General features: G+C 55.1%; 13 protein-coding genes. 8 read left to right on the top strand and 5 right to left on the bottom strand.

Translation table 11 applies throughout. The features are described 5' to 3' along the window. Window positions 1–119 precede the first annotated feature (119 nt). Window positions 120–3,644 carry a pyruvate:ferredoxin (flavodoxin) oxidoreductase gene (gene nifJ, locus RTP97_RS01605; RefSeq protein WP_312410263.1) on the top strand — a complete coding sequence of 1,175 codons (3,525 nt, stop codon included), beginning with the start codon at window positions 120–122 and terminating at the stop codon, window positions 3,642–3,644. A 77-nt stretch (window positions 3,645–3,721) separates the two neighbouring features. Further along, a complete protein-coding gene (locus RTP97_RS01600) occupies window positions 3,722–3,937 on the top strand; it encodes a KTSC domain-containing protein (RefSeq protein ID WP_312410260.1) in 216 nt (71 codons plus the stop codon). Window positions 3,938–3,966: 29 nt separating this feature from the next. Here RTP97_RS01600 and RTP97_RS01595 read toward each other — a convergent pair whose 3' ends face one another. Beyond that, entirely contained in the window at window positions 3,967–4,281 is a 315-nt protein-coding gene (locus RTP97_RS01595) for a hypothetical protein (RefSeq protein WP_312410257.1), read from the bottom strand. Window positions 4,282–4,680: 399 nt separating this feature from the next. Between RTP97_RS01595 and RTP97_RS01590 the strand changes: the two genes are divergently transcribed. Genes RTP97_RS01590 through RTP97_RS01575 form a run of 4 tightly spaced genes read left to right on the top strand, consistent with a single transcriptional unit; the run spans window position 4,681 to window position 10,072 of the window. Then, on the top strand, window positions 4,681–6,630 hold the full coding sequence (locus RTP97_RS01590) for a hypothetical protein (protein WP_312410255.1): 1,950 nt from the start codon (window positions 4,681–4,683) through the stop codon (window positions 6,628–6,630). Window positions 6,631–6,642: 12 nt separating this feature from the next. After that, window positions 6,643–7,887, top strand: a complete 1,245-nt coding sequence (locus RTP97_RS01585; RefSeq protein WP_312410252.1) for a hypothetical protein — start codon at window positions 6,643–6,645, stop codon at window positions 7,885–7,887. Continuing rightward, window positions 7,871–8,254, top strand: coding sequence for a hypothetical protein (locus tag RTP97_RS01580; protein ID WP_312410249.1), 384 nt, complete (start codon window positions 7,871–7,873; stop codon window positions 8,252–8,254). Before RTP97_RS01585 ends, RTP97_RS01580 begins: the two co-directional genes overlap by 17 nt. Beyond that, window positions 8,255–10,072 (top strand): AAA domain-containing protein, encoded by a 1,818-nt coding sequence (locus RTP97_RS01575; RefSeq protein ID WP_312410247.1) that lies wholly within the window; start codon window positions 8,255–8,257, stop codon window positions 10,070–10,072. Here the strand turns inward: RTP97_RS01575 and RTP97_RS01570 are convergent. Together RTP97_RS01570 and RTP97_RS01565 are read right to left on the bottom strand one after the other, a co-directional pair. Beyond that, a complete protein-coding gene (locus RTP97_RS01570) occupies window positions 10,037–11,314 on the bottom strand; it encodes a Y-family DNA polymerase (RefSeq protein WP_312410246.1) in 1,278 nt (425 codons plus the stop codon). The two genes, RTP97_RS01575 and RTP97_RS01570, sit on opposite strands and share 36 nt — an antisense overlap. 3 nt (window positions 11,315–11,317) lie before the next feature. Continuing rightward, on the bottom strand, window positions 11,318–11,743 hold the full coding sequence (locus RTP97_RS01565; RefSeq protein ID WP_312410244.1) for a translesion error-prone DNA polymerase V autoproteolytic subunit: 426 nt from the start codon (window positions 11,741–11,743) through the stop codon (window positions 11,318–11,320). 467 nt (window positions 11,744–12,210) lie between these two features. Here RTP97_RS01565 and RTP97_RS01560 point away from each other — a divergent pair, with 467 nt between their 5' ends. Both RTP97_RS01560 and RTP97_RS01555 read left to right on the top strand, forming a co-directional pair. After that, window positions 12,211–12,831: a response regulator gene (locus RTP97_RS01560; protein ID WP_312410243.1), complete on the top strand. Its 621-nt coding sequence runs from the start codon at window positions 12,211–12,213 to the stop codon at window positions 12,829–12,831. A gap of 49 nt (window positions 12,832–12,880) precedes the next feature. Further along, entirely contained in the window at window positions 12,881–13,285 is a 405-nt protein-coding gene (locus RTP97_RS01555) for a hypothetical protein (RefSeq protein WP_312410242.1), read from the top strand. A 3-nt stretch (window positions 13,286–13,288) separates the two neighbouring features. Here RTP97_RS01555 and RTP97_RS01550 read toward each other — a convergent pair whose 3' ends face one another. Together RTP97_RS01550 and RTP97_RS01545 are read right to left on the bottom strand one after the other, a co-directional pair. Beyond that, window positions 13,289–18,868, bottom strand: a complete 5,580-nt coding sequence (locus RTP97_RS01550) for an AAA family ATPase (protein WP_312410240.1) — start codon at window positions 18,866–18,868, stop codon at window positions 13,289–13,291. Continuing rightward, on the bottom strand, window positions 18,865–19,251 hold the full coding sequence (locus tag RTP97_RS01545; protein WP_312410238.1) for a response regulator transcription factor: 387 nt from the start codon (window positions 19,249–19,251) through the stop codon (window positions 18,865–18,867). Before RTP97_RS01545 ends, RTP97_RS01550 begins: the two co-directional genes overlap by 4 nt. Between the last annotated feature and the right edge of the window lie 38 nt (window positions 19,252–19,289).

The following is a 19,289-nucleotide window of genomic DNA, read 5'->3' as shown; positions in this document are numbered from 1 at the left end:
AGACGGGAAAATGCAGCTCTATATTTTGCGATATCTTCACTTTCAGATCAAAAACCGCTCCTGGACGGCTGTCTATACTGGAGTGAGAGAGTGAACATTTAAGCAATGAGAGCAAATCTATGATCACAGTTGATGGTAATGGCGCGGTCGCCTCGGTGGCGTTCCGGACCAGCGAAGTTATCGCCATATACCCGATAACGCCCAGCTCGACGATGGCCGAGCAGGCGGATGCCTGGGCCGGCAACGGCTTAAAAAACGTGTGGGGCGATACGCCTCGGGTGGTAGAGATGCAGTCCGAAGCCGGGGCGATTGCCGCCGTACACGGCGCGCTACAGACGGGAGCGCTCTCGACCTCCTTCACCTCGTCGCAGGGCCTGCTGCTGATGATCCCGACCCTCTACAAGCTGGCGGGTCAGCTGACGCCCTTTGTCCTGCACGTTGCCGCCCGCACCGTTGCCACCCACGCGCTCTCTATCTTTGGCGATCACTCCGATGTGATGGCCGTGCGCCAGACCGGCTGCGCCATGCTCTGCGCAGGCAGCGTCCAGGAGGCGCAGGATTTCGCTCTGATCTCCCACGTTGCTACTCTTAAGAGCCGGGTACCTTTTATTCACTTCTTTGACGGCTTCCGCACCTCGCATGAGATCAACAAAATCGTCCCGCTGGCTGATGAAACCATCCGCAGCATGCTGCCCGCCGATGAGATCGCTGCCCATCGCGCTCGCGCCCTGAACCCCGACCACCCGGTCATTCGCGGCACCTCTGCTAACCCGGATACCTACTTCCAGTCTCGCGAGGCCACCAACCCCTGGTACAACGCGGTCTATGACCACGTTGAACAGGCAATGGATGATTTTGCCCAGGCCACTGGCCGCCGCTATCGGCCTTTCGAATACTACGGTCACCCGCAGGCGGAGCGGGTCATTGTGATTATGGGCTCGGCAATCGGCACCTGCGAAGAGGTGGTTGATGAGCTGCTCACCCGCAATGAGAAGGTCGGCGTGCTGAAGGTGCGTCTCTATCGCCCCTTCTCGGCACAGCATCTGTTAGCGGTGCTGCCGCAGAGCGCCCAGCGCATTGCCGTGCTCGATCGCACCAAGGAGCCAGGCGCGCAGGCGGAACCGCTCTATCTGGATATCATGACCGCCCTGGCAGAGGCCTTTAACCAGGGCGAGCGCGATACCCTGCCGCGCGTAACCGGCGGGCGCTACGGTCTCTCTTCGAAGGAGTTTGGTCCGGAGTGCGTGCTGGCTATCTTTAACGAGCTGCGGGCGGACAAGCCCCGGCCGCGTTTTACCGTTGGCATCTATGATGACGTCACCAACCTCTCACTGCCAATGCCGGAAAATACCCTGCCCTCAGGCGCTAAGCTTGAGGCGCTCTTCTACGGTCTGGGCAGCGACGGCAGCGTCTCGGCAACCAAAAACAATATCAAAATTATCGGCAACGCTACGCCGTGGTACGCCCAGGGCTACTTCGTCTACGACTCGAAAAAAGCGGGCGGCCTGACGGTCTCCCATCTGCGGGTTAGCGAGCAGCCGATTCGCTCCGCCTACCTGATCGCCCAGGCGGATTTTGTTGGCTGTCACCAGCTACAGTTTATCGATAAGTACCAGATGGCCGAGCGCCTGAAACCCGGCGGTATCTTCCTGCTCAATACGCCCTACAGCGCCGACGAGGTGTGGGCGCGGCTGCCGCAGGAGGTGCAGGCGGTGCTGAACCAGAAGCAGGCCCGCTTCTATATTATCAATGCGGCGAAGATTGCCCGCGAGTGCGGACTGGCGGCACGGATCAACACCGTCATGCAGATGGCGTTTTTCCATCTGACGCAGATCTTACCCGGCGATACCGCGCTGGCAGCATTGCAGGGGGCCATTGCCAAAAGCTACAGCAGCAAAGGCCAGGAGCTGGTCGAGCGTAACTGGCAGGCGCTGGCCCTGGCTCGCGAATCGCTGTTTGAGGTCCCGCTGGAGCCGGTGAATGCCGCCAGCCCGTATCGCCCGCCGGTAGTCAGCGACGCCGCGCCGGACTTTGTGAAAACCGTCACCGCCGCAATGCTGGCCGGGCTGGGCGATGCGCTGCCGGTCTCTGCCCTGCCGCCGGACGGCACCTGGCCGATGGGCACCACCCGCTGGGAAAAGCGCAATATTGCCGAAGCGATCCCTATCTGGAAGCCGGAGATCTGTACCCAGTGCAACCACTGCGTCGCCGCCTGCCCGCACTCCGCTATTCGCGCGAAAGTGGTCTCCCCTGAGGCGCTGGAGAACGCCCCGGCGTCGCTGCAGTCGCTGGACGTTAAATCCCGCGATATGCGTGGCCAGAAGTATGTCTTACAGGTCGCGCCGGAGGACTGCACCGGCTGTAACCTCTGCGTAGAGGTGTGCCCGGCTAAAGATCGCCAGAACCCGGAGATCAAGGCCATCAATATGATGTCGCGCCTTGAGCATGTGGAGGAGGAAAAAGTTAACTATGACTTCTTCCTCGACCTGCCGGAGATCGACCGCAGCAAGCTGGAACGTATCGACATTCGCACCTCGCAGCTGATCACCCCGCTGTTTGAGTACTCCGGGGCCTGCTCCGGCTGCGGCGAAACGCCTTATATCAAGCTACTAACCCAGCTCTACGGCGACCGGATGCTGATCGCCAACGCCACCGGCTGCTCCTCAATTTACGGCGGCAACCTGCCCTCTACCCCCTACACCACCGATGCCCACGGGCGCGGTCCGGCGTGGGCTAATTCGCTGTTTGAGGATAACGCCGAGTTCGGGCTGGGCTTCCGTCTTACCGTTGACCAGCATCGCCAGCGGGTGATGCGCCTGCTAGAGTCCTTCTCCGAGGCGATCCCGACCGAGCTTAACGCGGCGCTGCATGCGGAGGCGACGCCGGAGGTCCGTCGGGAACAGGTTGCCGCCCTGCGCCAGCACCTCACCGGCGTGGCGGGAGCCGAAGAGCTGCTGACGGATGCCGATGCGCTGGTGGAGAAATCTATCTGGCTGATCGGCGGCGACGGCTGGGCCTACGACATTGGCTTCGGCGGACTGGATCACGTCCTGAGCCTGACGGAGAACGTCAACATTCTGGTGCTGGATACCCAGTGCTACTCCAACACCGGCGGCCAGGCCTCGAAAGCGACGCCGCTCGGGGCGGTGACCAAGTTTGGTGAGCACGGCAAACGCAAGGCGCGTAAGGATCTGGGCGTCAGCATGATGATGTACGGCCATGTTTACGTGGCGCAGATCTCGCTGGGCGCGCAGCTTAACCAGACGGTGAAGGCGATTCAGGAGGCGGAGGCCTATCCGGGCCCATCATTGATTATCGCTTACAGCCCCTGCGAAGAGCACGGCTACGATCTGGCCCTCAGCCACGATCAGATGCGTCAGCTCACGGCAACCGGCTTCTGGCCGCTCTACCGCTTCGATCCGCGTCGCGCCGACGAAGGCAAGCTGCCGCTGGCGCTGGACTCCCGTCCGCCATCAGACGCGCTGGCCGATACGCTGCTGAAGGAGCAGCGCTTCCGTCGGCTTAACGCTCAGCAGCCGGAAGTGGCAGAGCAGCTGTGGAAGGATGCCACCGCCGATCTGCAAAAACGCTATGACTTCCTGGCGCAGCTGGCAGGAAAAGCGGAGAAGAGCGAGGCGGAATAAGACCCTGTTTTTGCCCGGCATTGCCGGGCAAAACGTGTAATAATCTCTCCTGTGTCGAGCTGCCCAGGAGTCCCGCCATGCGCCATCAACCTGTCGTATCATCACGCATCGCCTCCGTGGGCTATGACGAATCCTCCTGCACGCTGGAAATTTTATTCCACGACCGGAGCTGTTATCAGTACCACGGCGTGCCGCTGCGGATATTCACCGTGTTTTTGACCGTGGTGTCGAAAGGCCGTTTTTATGACGGCGTGGTAAAGGGGAAATTTCCCGAGCGGAGGATAGTGCGTTAAACCAGGCCGCTCCTCTGGCCTGGTGATGATTACTCAATCGTGATCGTGACTGGATCGCTTGATACACTATTATCGAAATTATCCGTTACGTCATATATCAGAGCGTGTTGACCGATAGCCGTAAGATCGTCAGGGATCAGGAAAACGACAGGAAAATCCTGATTAACATCAGCAATGACCGCTGCCGCCCTGCGCATATTTCCCCAGCTAATGCAGACCAGATCGCCCTGCTGAGCACCTATATAAGCAGGAATAGATACTGCCACGCCTCCCACCAGCGCAATATCCGCTGACTGAATAACGTTATTTGTCGCCTGGGGTAAAATCAGATCGGGTAGTGCCATAATTATCTCCTCGGTTAGAAAAGCACCGACAGGATAGGCTTATGAGCGTCTTAAACTGCGCCGTTAATAGTCATTACAGCGTTAAAAAAGCTGTTTCAGCGAAAGGAGGCAAGCGCGGGGCGCATTAGCGTGAAAAATGATTCACTTAGAAGTTTACAATATATAGCTGGAGTATTTGGCTCGCTTTTAAATTAAGCTCAAGTTTACGTTAAGTTCATATGAAATTCTAATGATTGCAACTAGCACGCTACCTTTCTCGAAAACACCCTATTCTTTATTGCGTCAATAAAGCATTTAGCATACTTTTATGTTATACATACCTGATATAACAGTGAGATGTTATCGATACGCAAACACTCCCATCGTAAATACCCGACATTTCGTGGAAAGAAGCATTTGATGAAAAATAAACCAAAGGCTAAAGACGCTGTAGATTCTGGGATCGCTCAATTTCAGGGAGCCTGGAATCAGTTGCAAGGTGATGCCCTGAATACAGCGCTCGCGGAATATGGAAAGGGTATACAGAAATCAATTTCCGTAAAAGGTGGTGGGTTTACTAATCAATCTATTGACGTACAGCAGGGCTTCGCCGCAGAGGCGCATCATGCTGGTTCGTTTAATATTGAGGCGGCGGCAAAAGGAAAAAACAATCATCGAGCGACCCGCGATGTTGGTACGCATAATGACCCTGTCTCTGATATACACGTCATCACTCCTGACGGTGTAACTAAACATCAGGTTAAGTTTTACAAAGATGGGCAGAAGACAGCTGCTGAATTATCCCCCGAAAAATATGATGGTATCGGGAAAATCGTCCCTCAAGATCAGGTCGATGCAGTTAAGTCTTCCGCGAGCAAGCAGGCCAAGCGCAATCAGGAAACGCGCCCCAGCGTAGCGAAAAGCAATCAAGACACAGCTGATAACGCGAAAGGTTCTCTTTCCTCAAGCGATGGTGAAGTTTCCAGCACCGGGCTTAATCGTAAAGGTGAAGGTAGCGCTGAAGAACTTGTCAAAGAGGCAAAGGCCAATGAGAACGGTCCTGAGTATAAAGAAAAGGGGCGTGTTCGAAGTGAGTTCAACGCAATGCAGTACCGTAATGCTGCTAAAGCTGGAGCTATCGGTGGTGCCGTCAGCGAAAGTGCAGGCATTCTGCTGGAAGTACTGCGAAGCGATGAGCCTTTGACTATGGATCAGTGCATGGAAGCCGCTCAACGCGTTGTCATCAGCTCAGTAAAAGGTGCAGGTAACGCACTCTTGATCACCAGCATACAGCATGCAGGCCAGGCGATGCTGGACGCAGCCACGCAACAAGCGAGTAAAACCATTGCCCAATCGCTTGGAAAACAGCTTATCAAAGGCAACGTGGCGGCTGCGGTTGCTCAGATTACAACGCAACTGGCCCAAAATCTCTATAAGTTTTCCACCGGAGAGATCGACAACTTACAGTTTGCATCCTCGACGATCGGGGGGGTAGTTCAAGTCGTAGGTGGCAGCCTGGCCTTCAGCCTGGGTGCCGGGGCTGGGGCATACCTTGGCGCAATTGTACCAGCAGCGATCTCTGGATATGCGATTGGCGGAACCACGCTGGGTGCTCTTGGCGTTATGGCCAGCGGAGCGGTATTTGCAATTGGTTTTGCCCTTGCTGCTGGCGCATACGTCAATCATTTCTCCTTAAAAGGTATAAATATTGCTCATGACGAGTTGAAGTCGGCGATGGAATTACTCAATGGAGGACAAATCGATTTGTCTACCTACGTTGGACAGGTGAGTAAGATGAGTGAGTTGCACTTTAGCCTGAGTGATATTTTACCTTTCAGTGGTGCGATTTCCATCATATCAGAATATGGCGCTCGTAAAGCGCAACTGCAGGCGGTCCAAAGCAATCTCCGTTCTCAGCTCTCCGACTTGCCAAACCAGGAGCGTGAAGTGATGAAAGAACTACTCAGGCAATATGAGAGTGCCATTACGGACATTGAACGTCGCTATCACGAGGCGCGAAATAATATAACCCGTCAGGCGTTCGACCAATTCGGTGCGATGAGCAGGGATCTCAATCAACATTTAGAGCTGCAGTATTTGCTTTATGCCTCCGTGCGCAAGGATTATGTCGCTCAATCAGAATTAATGGATGTTGAACTGCGCAAACAGCAAAATGACCGGATTCGAGCACAATCTTTTGCCATTGAGCTCAGTGAATTGCGGGACAAACTGCAGAGTTCCTGCGAGTCGGATAAAAGCGAACAGTCTATTAAAAATATTATGCAGGAAGCCATCTTTTATCGTATGGAAATGCTTATCCAGCGCAATACGGGTTGGGACCAAGCTTGCGAGTTTCTGGAACTTTATTGAAGGACTGTCACCATGCTTTTCAAAGCTATTGCCCACGCGTGGGCCAACTCCAGATTAAGAAAAGAAGAAGCGCGAACACAGTCCCTGGTCCGCGAACTGGACCGTGCTAAAGAAGCCGCCAGTAAACGCATACAGATGCAGAAAAACAGCTACGCTGACAAAGTTAATTTGTTCCAGAAAAGACGTAATGAGGAGCTTGAAAGCCTCATTGAGTTTATGAACCAGCAGTTGAAAATAACGTCAGATTTTTTACCAGAGCTCAAAAAGTTTCAAACCTTCGTATTTACGTGCGTAGAATCGTGGTTCCAGGTAGACTTCTACCAGCAGAAAATAAACATCGTCCATGAACAAATTCATGCACTTACGTCAACTATGAGCTTACTCAACGAATACATTTCCGAGTTAACAAAGCTATCTCAGCGACAGGGGCGACATACTTGGCGTGAGCTCACCGCGCAACGTAGATTAACTATTACATCTGATTTCATTGAGAAAACCAACAGTCAAATCTCTCGTGCTTCCAAAACACATCTCGATGAATTTAAAAACGAACTCAATCGACTACGTAGCCAGCATGATGCTCTTTATAAAGAAGTTAGAGGGCTACATGCGGAGCGCTCTGAACTGATCAAACTCAAGAAGGCAGCCCATGAGCAACACGTCATCAATAAAAACATTTTGGCTGAAAGGTATGATAATTGTGCCGAGCACTGGAAGTACATAGCCAAGAGGTTTGAAGCTTACTACGCTTTTAAGGATAGTGAACTCCCCTACGTCAATGAATGGCTTGCTCCTCTCAGCGAAGGGGGAACATTACCGGAAATCATTCAGGTATTGAGCACTGCGAATGAGCGAGTAAGGAGTGCATCTGAGCTGTTTAAACAAATCAATGACGAATATCAACCCTATAAGCAACGGGTGAAATATGCTCATGATAATAATGAGTACCCAAGCTCATTTGATAATGACAAAGCGCAAAAAAATCGTCTGGCGCCGCAGGTTTCTGCCGCCTTTAAGGACAAGAAAGCTATGATAGATGCACGTTCATTCCTGTATAACCGCCGTGATGAACTTCGAGGCTATATCACTCGTATCAAACCCTTACATCCTGATACTGTTATTGATGCTTTGAGCGAAATGCTCAGTACCGATCGTGATTTTAATGCGTGGCAGGCGTTTGGTATCAGTACCAGTAAGCTAAAGCGGGAACATTGGGAAAAGAAACAAAATAGGAGAGATAATGCCATCGCAAATTGAACTTCAGTTCTACTGGAGACGACAGGATATTAAAGAGGCTATCTTTGCTGTCACTAAAGCCGTCGAGGCGGGTTATGATACCAAAGACCGTTTACTGCAGGCCTTGCCCCAATTCTCCTTGAATAGAATAGCGATGGCCATTGACAGCCTGATTTCAGCCGGCATGGCAGAAAATAACCTGGGAGTACTCACAATCCATCCTGATATGAATATTGTTTTTGAATTATTCAAAACAAAGCTCGTACTTCCTGTGAGTAGTGAGCACCGCAAGATCCCGGAATTGCGCCGATTAATTATCAGTAAACTAGGCTGCAAAAATCCCGCAGGGGTCGAAGCACTTTTGCATATACAAATTCCAGGAGGTTAAATGAATTTACGTCATTCGAATGCAGATTATGAATTCAATGCGGCTACTGATTTTATCGACCACATTGATCACTGGCTGGAATATCTCTCTGAGCTACTCATCAATGCGGACAAAGCAACCAAGCCTAAACTTGAACGCCAAATATGCTACTTGTTGGGTTTTCGCGCCGGTACGAATTGTAATATCAACCATAACCATCTGCTGCAGTACTATTATAGCAACCCGGCGAATGGCGATGCTGATTCCAGTCCTTTACCTCTTGAAAATGATAGTAAAACGCTCAGGAAATCATATGAAAAAACAACACCAGAATTACAGTTAAAGATTGATGAGTTTATTTCCGAATTTAGGGCACGGGAAGTCTCTTCCTCTATGTCCGTTTACCCGATGGAGCCTATACAGGAAAAATATCACCCTGAAGACCCTACCTTCCGCTTAATTCTTAAGGCATTGGCCTGTGACGATCTTTTCTTTATTCAGGGGCCCCCCGGAACCGGTAAGACAACGGCTATAGTCGAAATCATTTTGCAGGTGGTGAAAGCCAAACCGAATGCTCGGATCCTCATCAGCTCAGAAACTCATGTGGCCGTTGATAACGCTTTGGATCGCCTGGCTATGGAATCATCGTCTGAACTCCGGGCATCTATTCTGCGCTATCCTGATTTCGTAATTAGTGAGTTTGAGTGTGAACATACGCAACAGGCGGCTGCACTGACGCGGGCTGACGCACTCTGGCACAAGGCTTATCAAGCCGCTCCAGAGTTAACAATGCAGCTATGGGAGCAAATGGACACCTCACGAAAAAATGACAACGGGTCGCTGTCTCTTGCGCGCTGGCAGGCACGTTATCTGGCGGAGATGCATCAGGTAGTGGGGGTTACTTGCAATCAAATCGACCATCTGATGGATAGCGAAACTCAAATGTTTGATTTAGTTATCGTAGATGAATGCTCAAAAGCCACCATGCCCGAGTGGCTGATGGCGATGAGTGTCGCCAGAAAATGTATCCTTGTCGGCGATCACAAACAATTACCTCCCACGTTTTGCGTGGAAGAGTCAGATTTGCTTGAAAAAATGGATGATCATAAGGAGCGCTTAATCCGAAATGGCGTGATTGAACGTCTATTCGACAATCTGCCTGCAGAACTGAAAGGAACGCTGGGTAAACAGTTTCGTATGCTTCCCAATATAGGTCAGTTCATCTCCCATCACTTTTATAATGGAATGCTGCAACATCATCGTACAAAAACGGATCACGATTTTCAGCACTTCGGCTGGTTCACCTATAAAAGCAATGGCATAAGAGTACCGGCTCAGTTGGGTAAAGAGAAGAAAATACTCATCAACGAAATTGAGATCCAAATAATCATGGACCGTCTCGCGGATATCGATAGACGTCTCAAACGAGCTCAGCTCAGACGTAAGATCAGCGTAGCCCTTATTACCCCATATCGTGCCCAATGCCGGGCTCTGCGGAACGCGCTGAAAGCGAGAAACTACAGTGAAACGATAAGCGTGGAAGTTGATACGGTAGATGCTTTTCAGGGGCGACAGGCAGATATTGTATTCTTTTCATTTGTCAGGAACATTGGACCTGCAACCTTCTATGCTGACGATCGCCGTATGAACGTGGCTATATCACGTGCCCGCGATGCGGTTTATCTGGTAGGAAATATTGACTATATCGCCAGCAAAAAGTTACCTATACTCAATGCATTAATCAAACTGCCCGTCCTTGAGGAAAGTTTTTCTAATTGCGCGGAAGCGCCTGGAGGTATTTGTTCACGAATGACCAACATTTACAATCGGCAGATCTGACCATCGTGTGGTGTAGCGCGGCGAGAGCATTTCGCGCTTCATCTGCCACGCCTGCTGGATCCCCTGCCCGGCAAAATAGAGCGTCCCCTGCCCGCGTTTTTTGTTCAGCTCGTCCAGCACCGCCATCAGCGCCTCGCTGCCGGGACGCGGTGCGTTGGCGTCAAAAAGATCGAGCTGCGCCACCCCCTGGCTGTAGAAATCCCCGAGCATGACGCCCGCCTTCTGATAGCGATGCCCCTCGCGCCAGATAGTGTCCAGACAGCGTGTCGCGGCATGGATAATATCCCGGCTGTCCTGGGTGGGCGTCAGCAGCTTTACCATCGCGCTGTTACCGTAGTAAGGCTCTCCTGGAGCAAAGGGTGAGGTTTTCACAAAGGCTGAGATGAAGCGGCAGTATTGATGCTGGCCGCGCAGCCTGGCCGCCGCCCGCGAGGCGTAGGTGCAGACGGCCTGCCTGACCGACTCATAGTCCGCGGTACGCTCGCCAAAGCTGCGGCTGCAAACAATCTCCTGCTTCGCGGGAACAAACTCATCGAACGCCAGGCAGGACTCGCCCCGCAGCTCGCGCACCGTGCGCTCCATCACCACGCTGAACTGTTTTCTGATAAAATGAATATCGCTATCGGCAAGCTGAAGCACGGTTTTGATCCCCAGTGCATCCAGCGCTTTCGCGAGGCGTCGCCCAATGCCCCATACTTCCTCGACCGGGAGCTTCGCCATCAGCCGCCGCTGGCGATCGACGTTAGAGAGCTCCACCACGCCGCCCAGCTGCGGCCAGCGCTTGGCAGCATAGTTAGCCAGCTTGGCCAGCGTCTTGGTCTGCGCAATCCCCACCCCGACTCTCAGATGGGTATCACGCCACAGCGTGTTACGAATCTCCTGGCCAAACTCCTCCAGCACGCGGCAGTTACGCACCCCGGCGAGATCGCAGAACGCTTCGTCAATGGAGTAGATGTCTACGCGCGGGCAGAGCATCTCTAATGTGCCCATGACGCGGCGGCTCATGTCGGCGTACAGCTCATAGTTGCTGCTAAAGCAGGTGACGCGGTGGGCGCGAAATAGATCGCGCTGCTTGAAGAACGGCGCGCCCATAGTAATGCCCAGCTTTTTCGCTTCGGCGCTGAGGGCGATCACGCAGCCGTCATTATTGCTGAGCACCACCACGGGCTTGCCTTGCAGATCGGGCCTGAAGACCGTTTCACAGCTGGCATAGAATGAGTTCACATCCACCAGGGCGAACATGATTCAGCACGTGAATTTAATTATGTGCGTGACGACACCGAAGATTTCGAGCGCTTCTTCACTGCCGATGCGGATGGGCGTATAGCGGGGATTGCGGGGATTAAGCTGGACAACGGGGCGAAGCTGAAGCTCTTTAACGGTAAATTCGCCGTCAACGGCGGCGATAACAATATCGCCATGGGCGGCAGTACGGGCGCTATCGACCACCAGCAGGTCGCCATCGTTGATGCCGCCATCGATCATCGAGTCCCCCGCCGCCTTAACGAAATAGGTCGCGTTGGGGTGGTGGATCATTAATTCGTTTAAGTCGAGACTCTGTTCCACATAGTCCTGCGCCGGTGAGGGAAAACCGCACGGCACCAGATCGCCAAAGAGAGGAAACGCGAGAATTTCGCGCAGCTCAGCGGGCTTATAAAATGTTAAACTCACGGACGTCACCTTATTATAATAAGTTACTGTGTATTTATACAGTAGATTTATATGATGTCGTGATCAAGTGGCATACGTAAAAGCTTCTCGTCGCTTATCTAATTATCAATAATAAAAAGCAATATTTATCAACGCCTTAACGCGTATGTAAATTTTTCTCCTTAAAATTTAATCGCTTACTTATTAGACTCCGCCACCCTGCCTCCCTGGCAAGGGTCTGTACGGTATCAGTCAAGCGCACAGAACAGCAGTCGATCATAGATTACTCTTTATTTGTCAATACTTTAATCAATCTCACCCATTCTTCCTATTTTCAAGATGATAATGAGAATTATTGTGTTACTATCCGGTTATTATTTGGTAAACGTGAGTTGTATGTCTCTGTTATATAAGACAACAAAATCGTTATATGCTTTCTTAATAACCAGTTTAGATACATGCATACACGTTGATGGCAAGGACTACTCATGGATCCTATTGTTTATGTAGTAGATGATGATAATTCGGTAAGGCAATCTCTGGTCAGGTTGTTAATGGCAGAGGATTATCGGGTTGCAGACTTTCCCTCAGCGAAAGCCTTTCTCTCTCATGCGTTCCGGCCGGAGCCAGGCTGTCTTATCCTCGATATGAACATGCCGGATGCCGACGGTTTTGACGTCACCGAATCGCTGACCAAGCTTGGCTATCTTATTCCCGTCATCTTTCTTACCGGGTTCGGCACCATTCCGCTGTCCGTGAAGGCGATGAAGGCCGGGGCCTATGAGTTTATGACCAAGCCCGCCGTCCCAGGGTTGCTGCTCAAGGCCGTGGCGGATGCGCTGGCGCTGGCGGAAAAAAACATGGGTGCGTCGCAGGAGATCCAGACGCTGACCAGCCGCTATGAGTCGCTGACCCCACGGGAGAAAGAGGTGTTCCAGTTAGCCATTGGCGGCCTGCTGAACAAGCAGATCGCTACCGCCATGGGCGTCAGTGAGATCACCGCCAAAGTGCATAAAAAACGGGTAATGGAAAAGATGGAAGTGCGCTCGCTGGCGGATCTGGTCCGCTGCGCGGAGCGTCTCAATATCGTGAAATCGCAAAGCCGCTAGCCATTGTGCTGCGGCCTTTTGTTAACGTTAAAGCCTCCTGGAGAAACCGATGACCCATCATCCCGCTACTGAGTCTCGTACGCAGCTTAAGACCCTCTCATCCGCCCTGAGAAAAGTGCATAAAACGCTGGTCGATCTGGAAACCAAACGTTTTGGCGATCCTGGCAACGCGTTTGAGCACCTGCAGCTGTTGACCAGTCACCCGCAGTTTGCCTGGCTACGGCAGATCTCCGAGGTGCTGGTCGAGATTGACGAGCGTTTGGACGATAAAGAGCAGCCGGTAGATGACGCGGCGGTGCAGAGCGTGCGTAAAACGCTCGCCAGCCTGCTGGGCGCGGAAAACAGCAGTGAGTTTCGGCAGAAATATCTCGATGCCCTTCAGGAGTCGACCGAGGTCGCGATGGCGCATGGCGAACTGCGTAACCGCTTATCGCAGCTCGCCCCCTCCTCCTGACGGCTATTCGCCCTGCCCGTCATGCACTGGCAGGGTAAACCAGAATCGGCTGCCGTGACGCTCGCCTGAGGCCGCTTGCAGCCGTCCCGCATGGCGTTCAATAATACTCTGGCTGATGCTCAGCCCCATCCCCATCCCCTGCTCTTTAGTGGTGTAGAAGGAGTCAAACAGCCGCGCCTGCACCTCTCCGCTCAGGCCAATTCCGGTATCGGTAACGTCAAGGCGGATGATACCCGGCTCCGGGTTCTGCGAGCTTACGGTCAGGGTCAGCTGGCGGTCATGCACCCCGGCCATGGCATCAATCGCATTGACGATGAGGTTGAGCAGCACCTGCTGGATTTGTACGCTGTCGCCGAAGATAAACGCATCCTGGGCCTTCAGCTGGTAGTGGAGCGCGATTTGCTGCCGCTCCAGCTCGCTGCGTGAGAGCGCCACAATGTGATGGACAAGATGATGCAGATTCACCCGCGAGCGGCTTGAGGTCTGATTGCGCGTCAGCGCCTGTAATCCGCGAATGATATTCCCGGCGCGCTCACCCTCGCTGATGATCTCCTCAAGGCTGGTGCGTGCATGGCTGAGCATGGCTGGCTCACGGCTGATCCAGCGCAGGCTGGCACCCGCATTGGCCACGATCGACATCAGCGGCTGGTTTATCTCATGGGCGATAGAGGCCGTCAGCTGGCCGACCGTGGTCGCGCGGGAGACGCGGGCAAGATCGGCCTGCGCCACGCGAACGGCATCCTCCGACTGGCGGCGGGCGGTAATATCCGTGATCACGCCGAAATACTCCGCAACGCTGGGCTCATCCCCCACCGGGTTGCCCACCCCCAGAATGTAGCGGCACTCGCCGTCCGGGCGGAACACTCGGAACTCGGCGCGCATTGAGACACCGTTACGTACGCTTTCGGTGACCAGCCCGCTGATGCGCTGATAATCCTCCGGATTCACCAGCGTCAGGAAATCCGCCATAGAGAGAGTGCGCTGTCGGTCCGGCAGACCGAGGATCCGCGCATATTCATCAGAGACAAACATCAGGTCCTGATCGATATCCCAGCGCCAGGTGCCGGTGTTGCTGATGCGCTCCCCGAGCATCAGGGAGGTCTGGCTGGCGCGCAGCTCTTTCTCGACCCGCCGCCGCTGGACGTTCTCCTCCAGCAGTTCGGCGTACAGGCGCGCCGTTTCCAGCGATACCGCCGCCTGTGCCGCCAGCATCCTGACGATGCGCGAATGCTCGGCGGTGAAGATCTCCGGCATGACGCGGTTTTCCAGATAGAGCACGCCGACCATTTTGGCCTGTTTATACATTGGAACGCACATCACCGCCGCGCCGGAGGTGACCAGATAGGCGTCCTGGCTGAACGGACTGAAGATCTCCGGCTTGCCGGTGCGGATCTCCTGCCCGGTGCGCATCACCGCCGAGAGAATCGACAGCGGCATATCGGTTGCAGAAGGCCGCTCTTTAACCAGCCGCACCTTCACGCCGTCCGAGGAGGTCTCCGCGCAGGCCTGCGTTTCCAGCACGTTGTTATCAAGAATGCGAATAAGCAGACCGCGCTGGGCACCTGCCCGCTCAAGCAGCAGGGTCATCAGCGTCTGCATTAACCGGTCGAGGTCGATCTCCTCCGTCATGGCACGAACTGCTCTAAGTACGCTCTCCAGATCGTGAATGACCTCATTCTGTGCAAAAGCGATGGTGTCGTAGGGTGTGCTCTGTCCGGATGGCGAGAGGTGCGGATAGTGGCGTTCAAGCTGGCGCAGCTTCGCCATCGCCCCCCACCGCCGCCAGGCAGAAAATGCCCCGCGGAAATAGGCTTCGGAGGCCACCTGAAAACCCGCCGCTTTGGCAAAGCCGCCGGCCAGCTCGCAGGCCAGGCCATGAATGTGATGAAACTCCGCGTCGCCCGAGAGCTTAATCGCCCGCTCATACTGGGCGATGGCGACGTCGTTTTTCTGCTCCAGGCGCGCCAGCTCTGCCCCTATCAACGCCTCTTTATCGGCAAAGGTCGCCGGATTGTGGCGCGCCCACAGTAGGATCTGACCGTGATGGCCTCGTACCTTTTCCCGCTGTGCGGCGGTCGCGGTCTCCGGCGTCAGGGAGAGCGTCAGCGAAAGCGCGCTGTAAAAATGGTAATCGAGCAGATGGATATACCCCGGCACGCTGTCGACTACCGGCGCGGCCCTCGCCAGGCAGCGGGACGCCTCTGCGTACTCCCCCGCCATAAAATGCGCCATGCCGCGATAGAGCCAGAACCAGAACAGCGTCAGAGGAATGTGCTGATGGCCGCGTGCGGCCTCGTCGGCGATCAGCGACTCAGGGAAAACGTCCGCGCCGGTAAAGCTTCCCGACGCGTTGCGCAGGTGATTAACGTACAGCCGCTGGAGGAGCAGCAGGATCTCGACATCCGGGAAGCGCAGCTTGCGAATAAAGCCCAGGCCGCGCTCAATGGTGGTCAGCACGCCGTCCAGATGGTCGCCGCGGGTGAGAAAATTCATGGTCTGATGGCGAATGATAAAACAGGCGGCGGTGAGATCGCCGTGGTCGACCGAGGCCGTAAAGCAGGTTTTGGCGCTCTCGATTGCCGATCCGATCGGCTTCACCCAGGAGGTTGCAAGGTCAACCGCCAGCAGCGTGCGCCCCTTAAAATTGTTAAAGCCGTGCTGCATCACCAGCTCATGCGCGAGCTGGCTCCAGATATAGCCGTTTTTATACTCGTTGTAGCGGCGGCCAATCAGCACGCCATACCAGGCAAACGCCGTCGTTGAGGCACCGCATAATCCCCGATCCAGCGTCATGTGGATGATTTTGCAGAGCAGTAAAAAGTGCAGCCGCGGACAGGCGAAGGCGGCAAACATGCTGGCGCTGATCATCAGGCTCATGATCGCCTCCGCCTCCCGATCTTCCGTCAGCGCAAGCGTCTGGAAGGCGGCGAGCGGATCGCCGCCAACCCGGGATTCTATCGACCGCCACGCCTCGTCGCAGTCGCGGGCATTGGGGTGGCGACTGAGGTCGACGCCAAAGGCGGCAAGGCTGGACAGGGCCGTCTCCAGCGCCAGTGGCATATCAGACTGGCGCATATAGATCTCCGCCATCATGCAGGCGGCCACCGCTTTTTGCTGCGGGCGCGAGGCGTGCATCAACCCCTGGCAGAGCGCCAGCGCAGATGGGAGATTGCCCTGCAAAAACTCACACTCCGCCTCGTCGAAATCGAGCTGGAAATCCTCATCCGCCTCTTTGCGCAGCGCCTGCTCTTTTAACAGCTTCGCCGTCCGCAGATAGCGTACGGCAGAGGCGTAATCGCCGGTGTTTTTGGCCCGCTGTGCGGCGAGACGGCAGATCGTGCGGTAGCTGTCCCGCTCCGGCGAAAAGCGAATGACGTTAATGGCCGAGGTAATATGGTGAACCGCCAGAAACAGCCGATCGCTGCTGTCGCTCTGGCCCGCCGCGGCGGTGAACAGGCGTGCCGCAGAGACATTAAGCTGGCTGATTTCGTCAGGTTTAAGCAGCGCCCGCGCCGCCTTGTGTACCCGGTCGTGAGTAAAGGTATATTCATCGCCTGCAAGATTAATCAGCCGGGCGGAAATGGCGGGTTGCAGCTGCTCATGAAGGTGTTCCGGGGCGATCTCCTGCATCTGGCTCAGCAATGCAGGCTTGCCCGTTCCCCCCACGCAGGCGAGGCAGCCCAGCAGCCTGCGGGCCTGCTGGGGCATCTCTGCCAGCTGCAGCAGCACCAGGCTTGCCACGTTTTCGGTGTAGTTTCGCGCCCGAATAGCCGGCAGATCGTAATACCACTTCCCCTGCTTTTTGTTATGGCTGATAAGCCCGTCTTTAACGATGCGCTGGAAAAATTCATGGGTAAACAACGGATTGCCGCCGGTTTTTTCATGAATTAGCGTTGCCAGCTCGTGTAAACCCGCCGTCCGGGTCTGAAAAATCTCCGCCAGCCAGCGCGACACGGCTTTCACGCTCAGCGGCTCCGGCCGGATATCGACCAGATGACGCGCGTCGGCGCGCAGCGTTTTTAGCAGTGGTTGCCCGCTGCCGTCGGGAAAGGCGTCGGTATCAGAGTGGGCGACCACCATAAGCAGCGGTAGCGCGCCGCTGGCGCTGGTCAGGTACTCCAGAAGCTGCAGGCTGGCCTGGTCTATCCAGTGAATATCATCAATCAACAACACCAGCGGGCACTCCGCCGTGGCGAATGCCTCCACCAGCCGGGAAGCCATCTGGTTAAAACGTGCCCGGGCATCGGTGGAGCCCAGATCGCCCACGGTGAGCGCGCGGTTGTCCAGCAGCAGGCCCAGCTCCGGCACCAGCTTGACGGCCAGCACCGCGTAGCTGCCCAGCGCCCGGGTCAGCCGCCGCTTCCAGTGCGCGACGTCGTCTGCGCCCAGTCCCAGCAGGTAGAGCGTTAAAGAGCGAAAGGCCGAGGCGATAACGGTATAGGGCACCACCGCCGAATACTGGTCGGCTTTGCTGACCGCAAGCAGCACCGGTCGATTCTGGAGCGTTTTCAGGGCCGAGGCGATAAGCGATGACTTGCCGCTGCCGAGCGGCCCGCTAATCACTACCAGCGAATGGCTACCGCTCTCCATAACCTGGTCGAACGCCGTCAGCAGCTGTTGCTGCTGAGGATGGGCCAGGTAGAGGTTATCCGGCAAAAAGCGTGCGGGCAGGCGATCCTGCAAGCCAGGGGTAAACGGCGCGATATCACCCTCTTCTGTCAGGTTCGCCTGGCAGCGGCGCAGATCGGCGACCAGCCCTTCCACCGTCTGGTATCGATTCGCCGGGGATTTCTCCAGCAGTCGCAGTACGATTGCCGAGAGCATTCCCGGCACAGAGGTGCGAACCTGGTGCAGGGGCCGGGGAGCGGAGGCGATATGGTGATGCGCCCACTCCGCCTGCCCGCCTTCACTCAGATCAAAGGGCAGCGCGCCGGTCAGTAGCTCATAGAGCACGATGCCCAGACTGTAGAGATCGCTGCGGCTGTCTACCTTATCGCGGGTGCGGGCGGTGTGTTCCGGCGACATATAGGCCAGGGTACCGCCCGATACCGTCAGACTCGCCTGGCTGGCGGCCTCTGACGAGCCGGTGGTCAATCCGAATCCGGCCAGCCGGTAGGCGCCACCGGGATCGATAAAAAAGTTGCCGGGTTTGATATCGCAGTGAACCAGCCCCTGGGCATGCATCTGCCGCAGCGGCGTGCAGAGGCTTAACGCCATTGCCAGAAAGTCAGCGATATTGCTTACCCGCAGGCGGGTGGATTGCGCCAGCGTTCTGAAGGGAAACGGCGCATAGACCAGGGCATAGCGACCGTGGTGGCTGGTGGAGCTTATCGGCCTTACCGCCCAGATGCCGGAAAGCTGCATCCGCAGGGCGAACTCATTTTTGAGCAGCCGGGTCGCCTGAAACTCTGCCTCATCGCTGGCGGCGCTGGCCAGAATAAAGCTCTCGCCCGAATGCAGCGGATGGCACAGCGTCCAGGCGATGCAGCCCTCCTGGGCCAGCGGCGTGAAGATAATGTCGTCGGTTAAGGTAAAAACGTCCCCATTCATCAGCTGTCCGGCGGCAGAGAGTTTCTCGCTCATCGGCGCTCCTCGCGTAAAGAGAGTTCACGGCGGATATGTTCCAGCAGCGTATCAATATTGATGGGCTTACGTAAACGCGTCACGGCGTCCGACCCTGTGAAAGTCCACTGGCTGTTTTCATCTTCATGTCCGGAGATAAAGATAACCGGCGGCGGGTCGGGTTGCGACACTACCGAAGCATAAAGCGCCAGGCCGCTCATTCCCTTGAGTTTGACGTCGAGGATCAACAGATCGGCGCTTGCCAGCGCCGTGTCGTCACTGAGAAATGCCTCTGCGGATTCGAAGGCGCAGGTATCATACCCCTCCGACAGCAGTAAATTGCTTAACCCGCTGCGAACGGAACGTTCATCGTCAACAATGACAATGCGCGGAGAGAACGCCATGCCGTGATCCTCTGACTAAGCTCACGCGAAGGTGAGTG

Source organism: Pseudescherichia sp. (assembly GCF_031998825.1).
Taxonomy (GTDB): Bacteria; Pseudomonadota; Gammaproteobacteria; order Enterobacterales; family Enterobacteriaceae; genus Pseudescherichia.
Note: the sequence above shows the minus strand (reverse complement) of the source record. Positions and strands in the feature narration are given on the sequence as shown.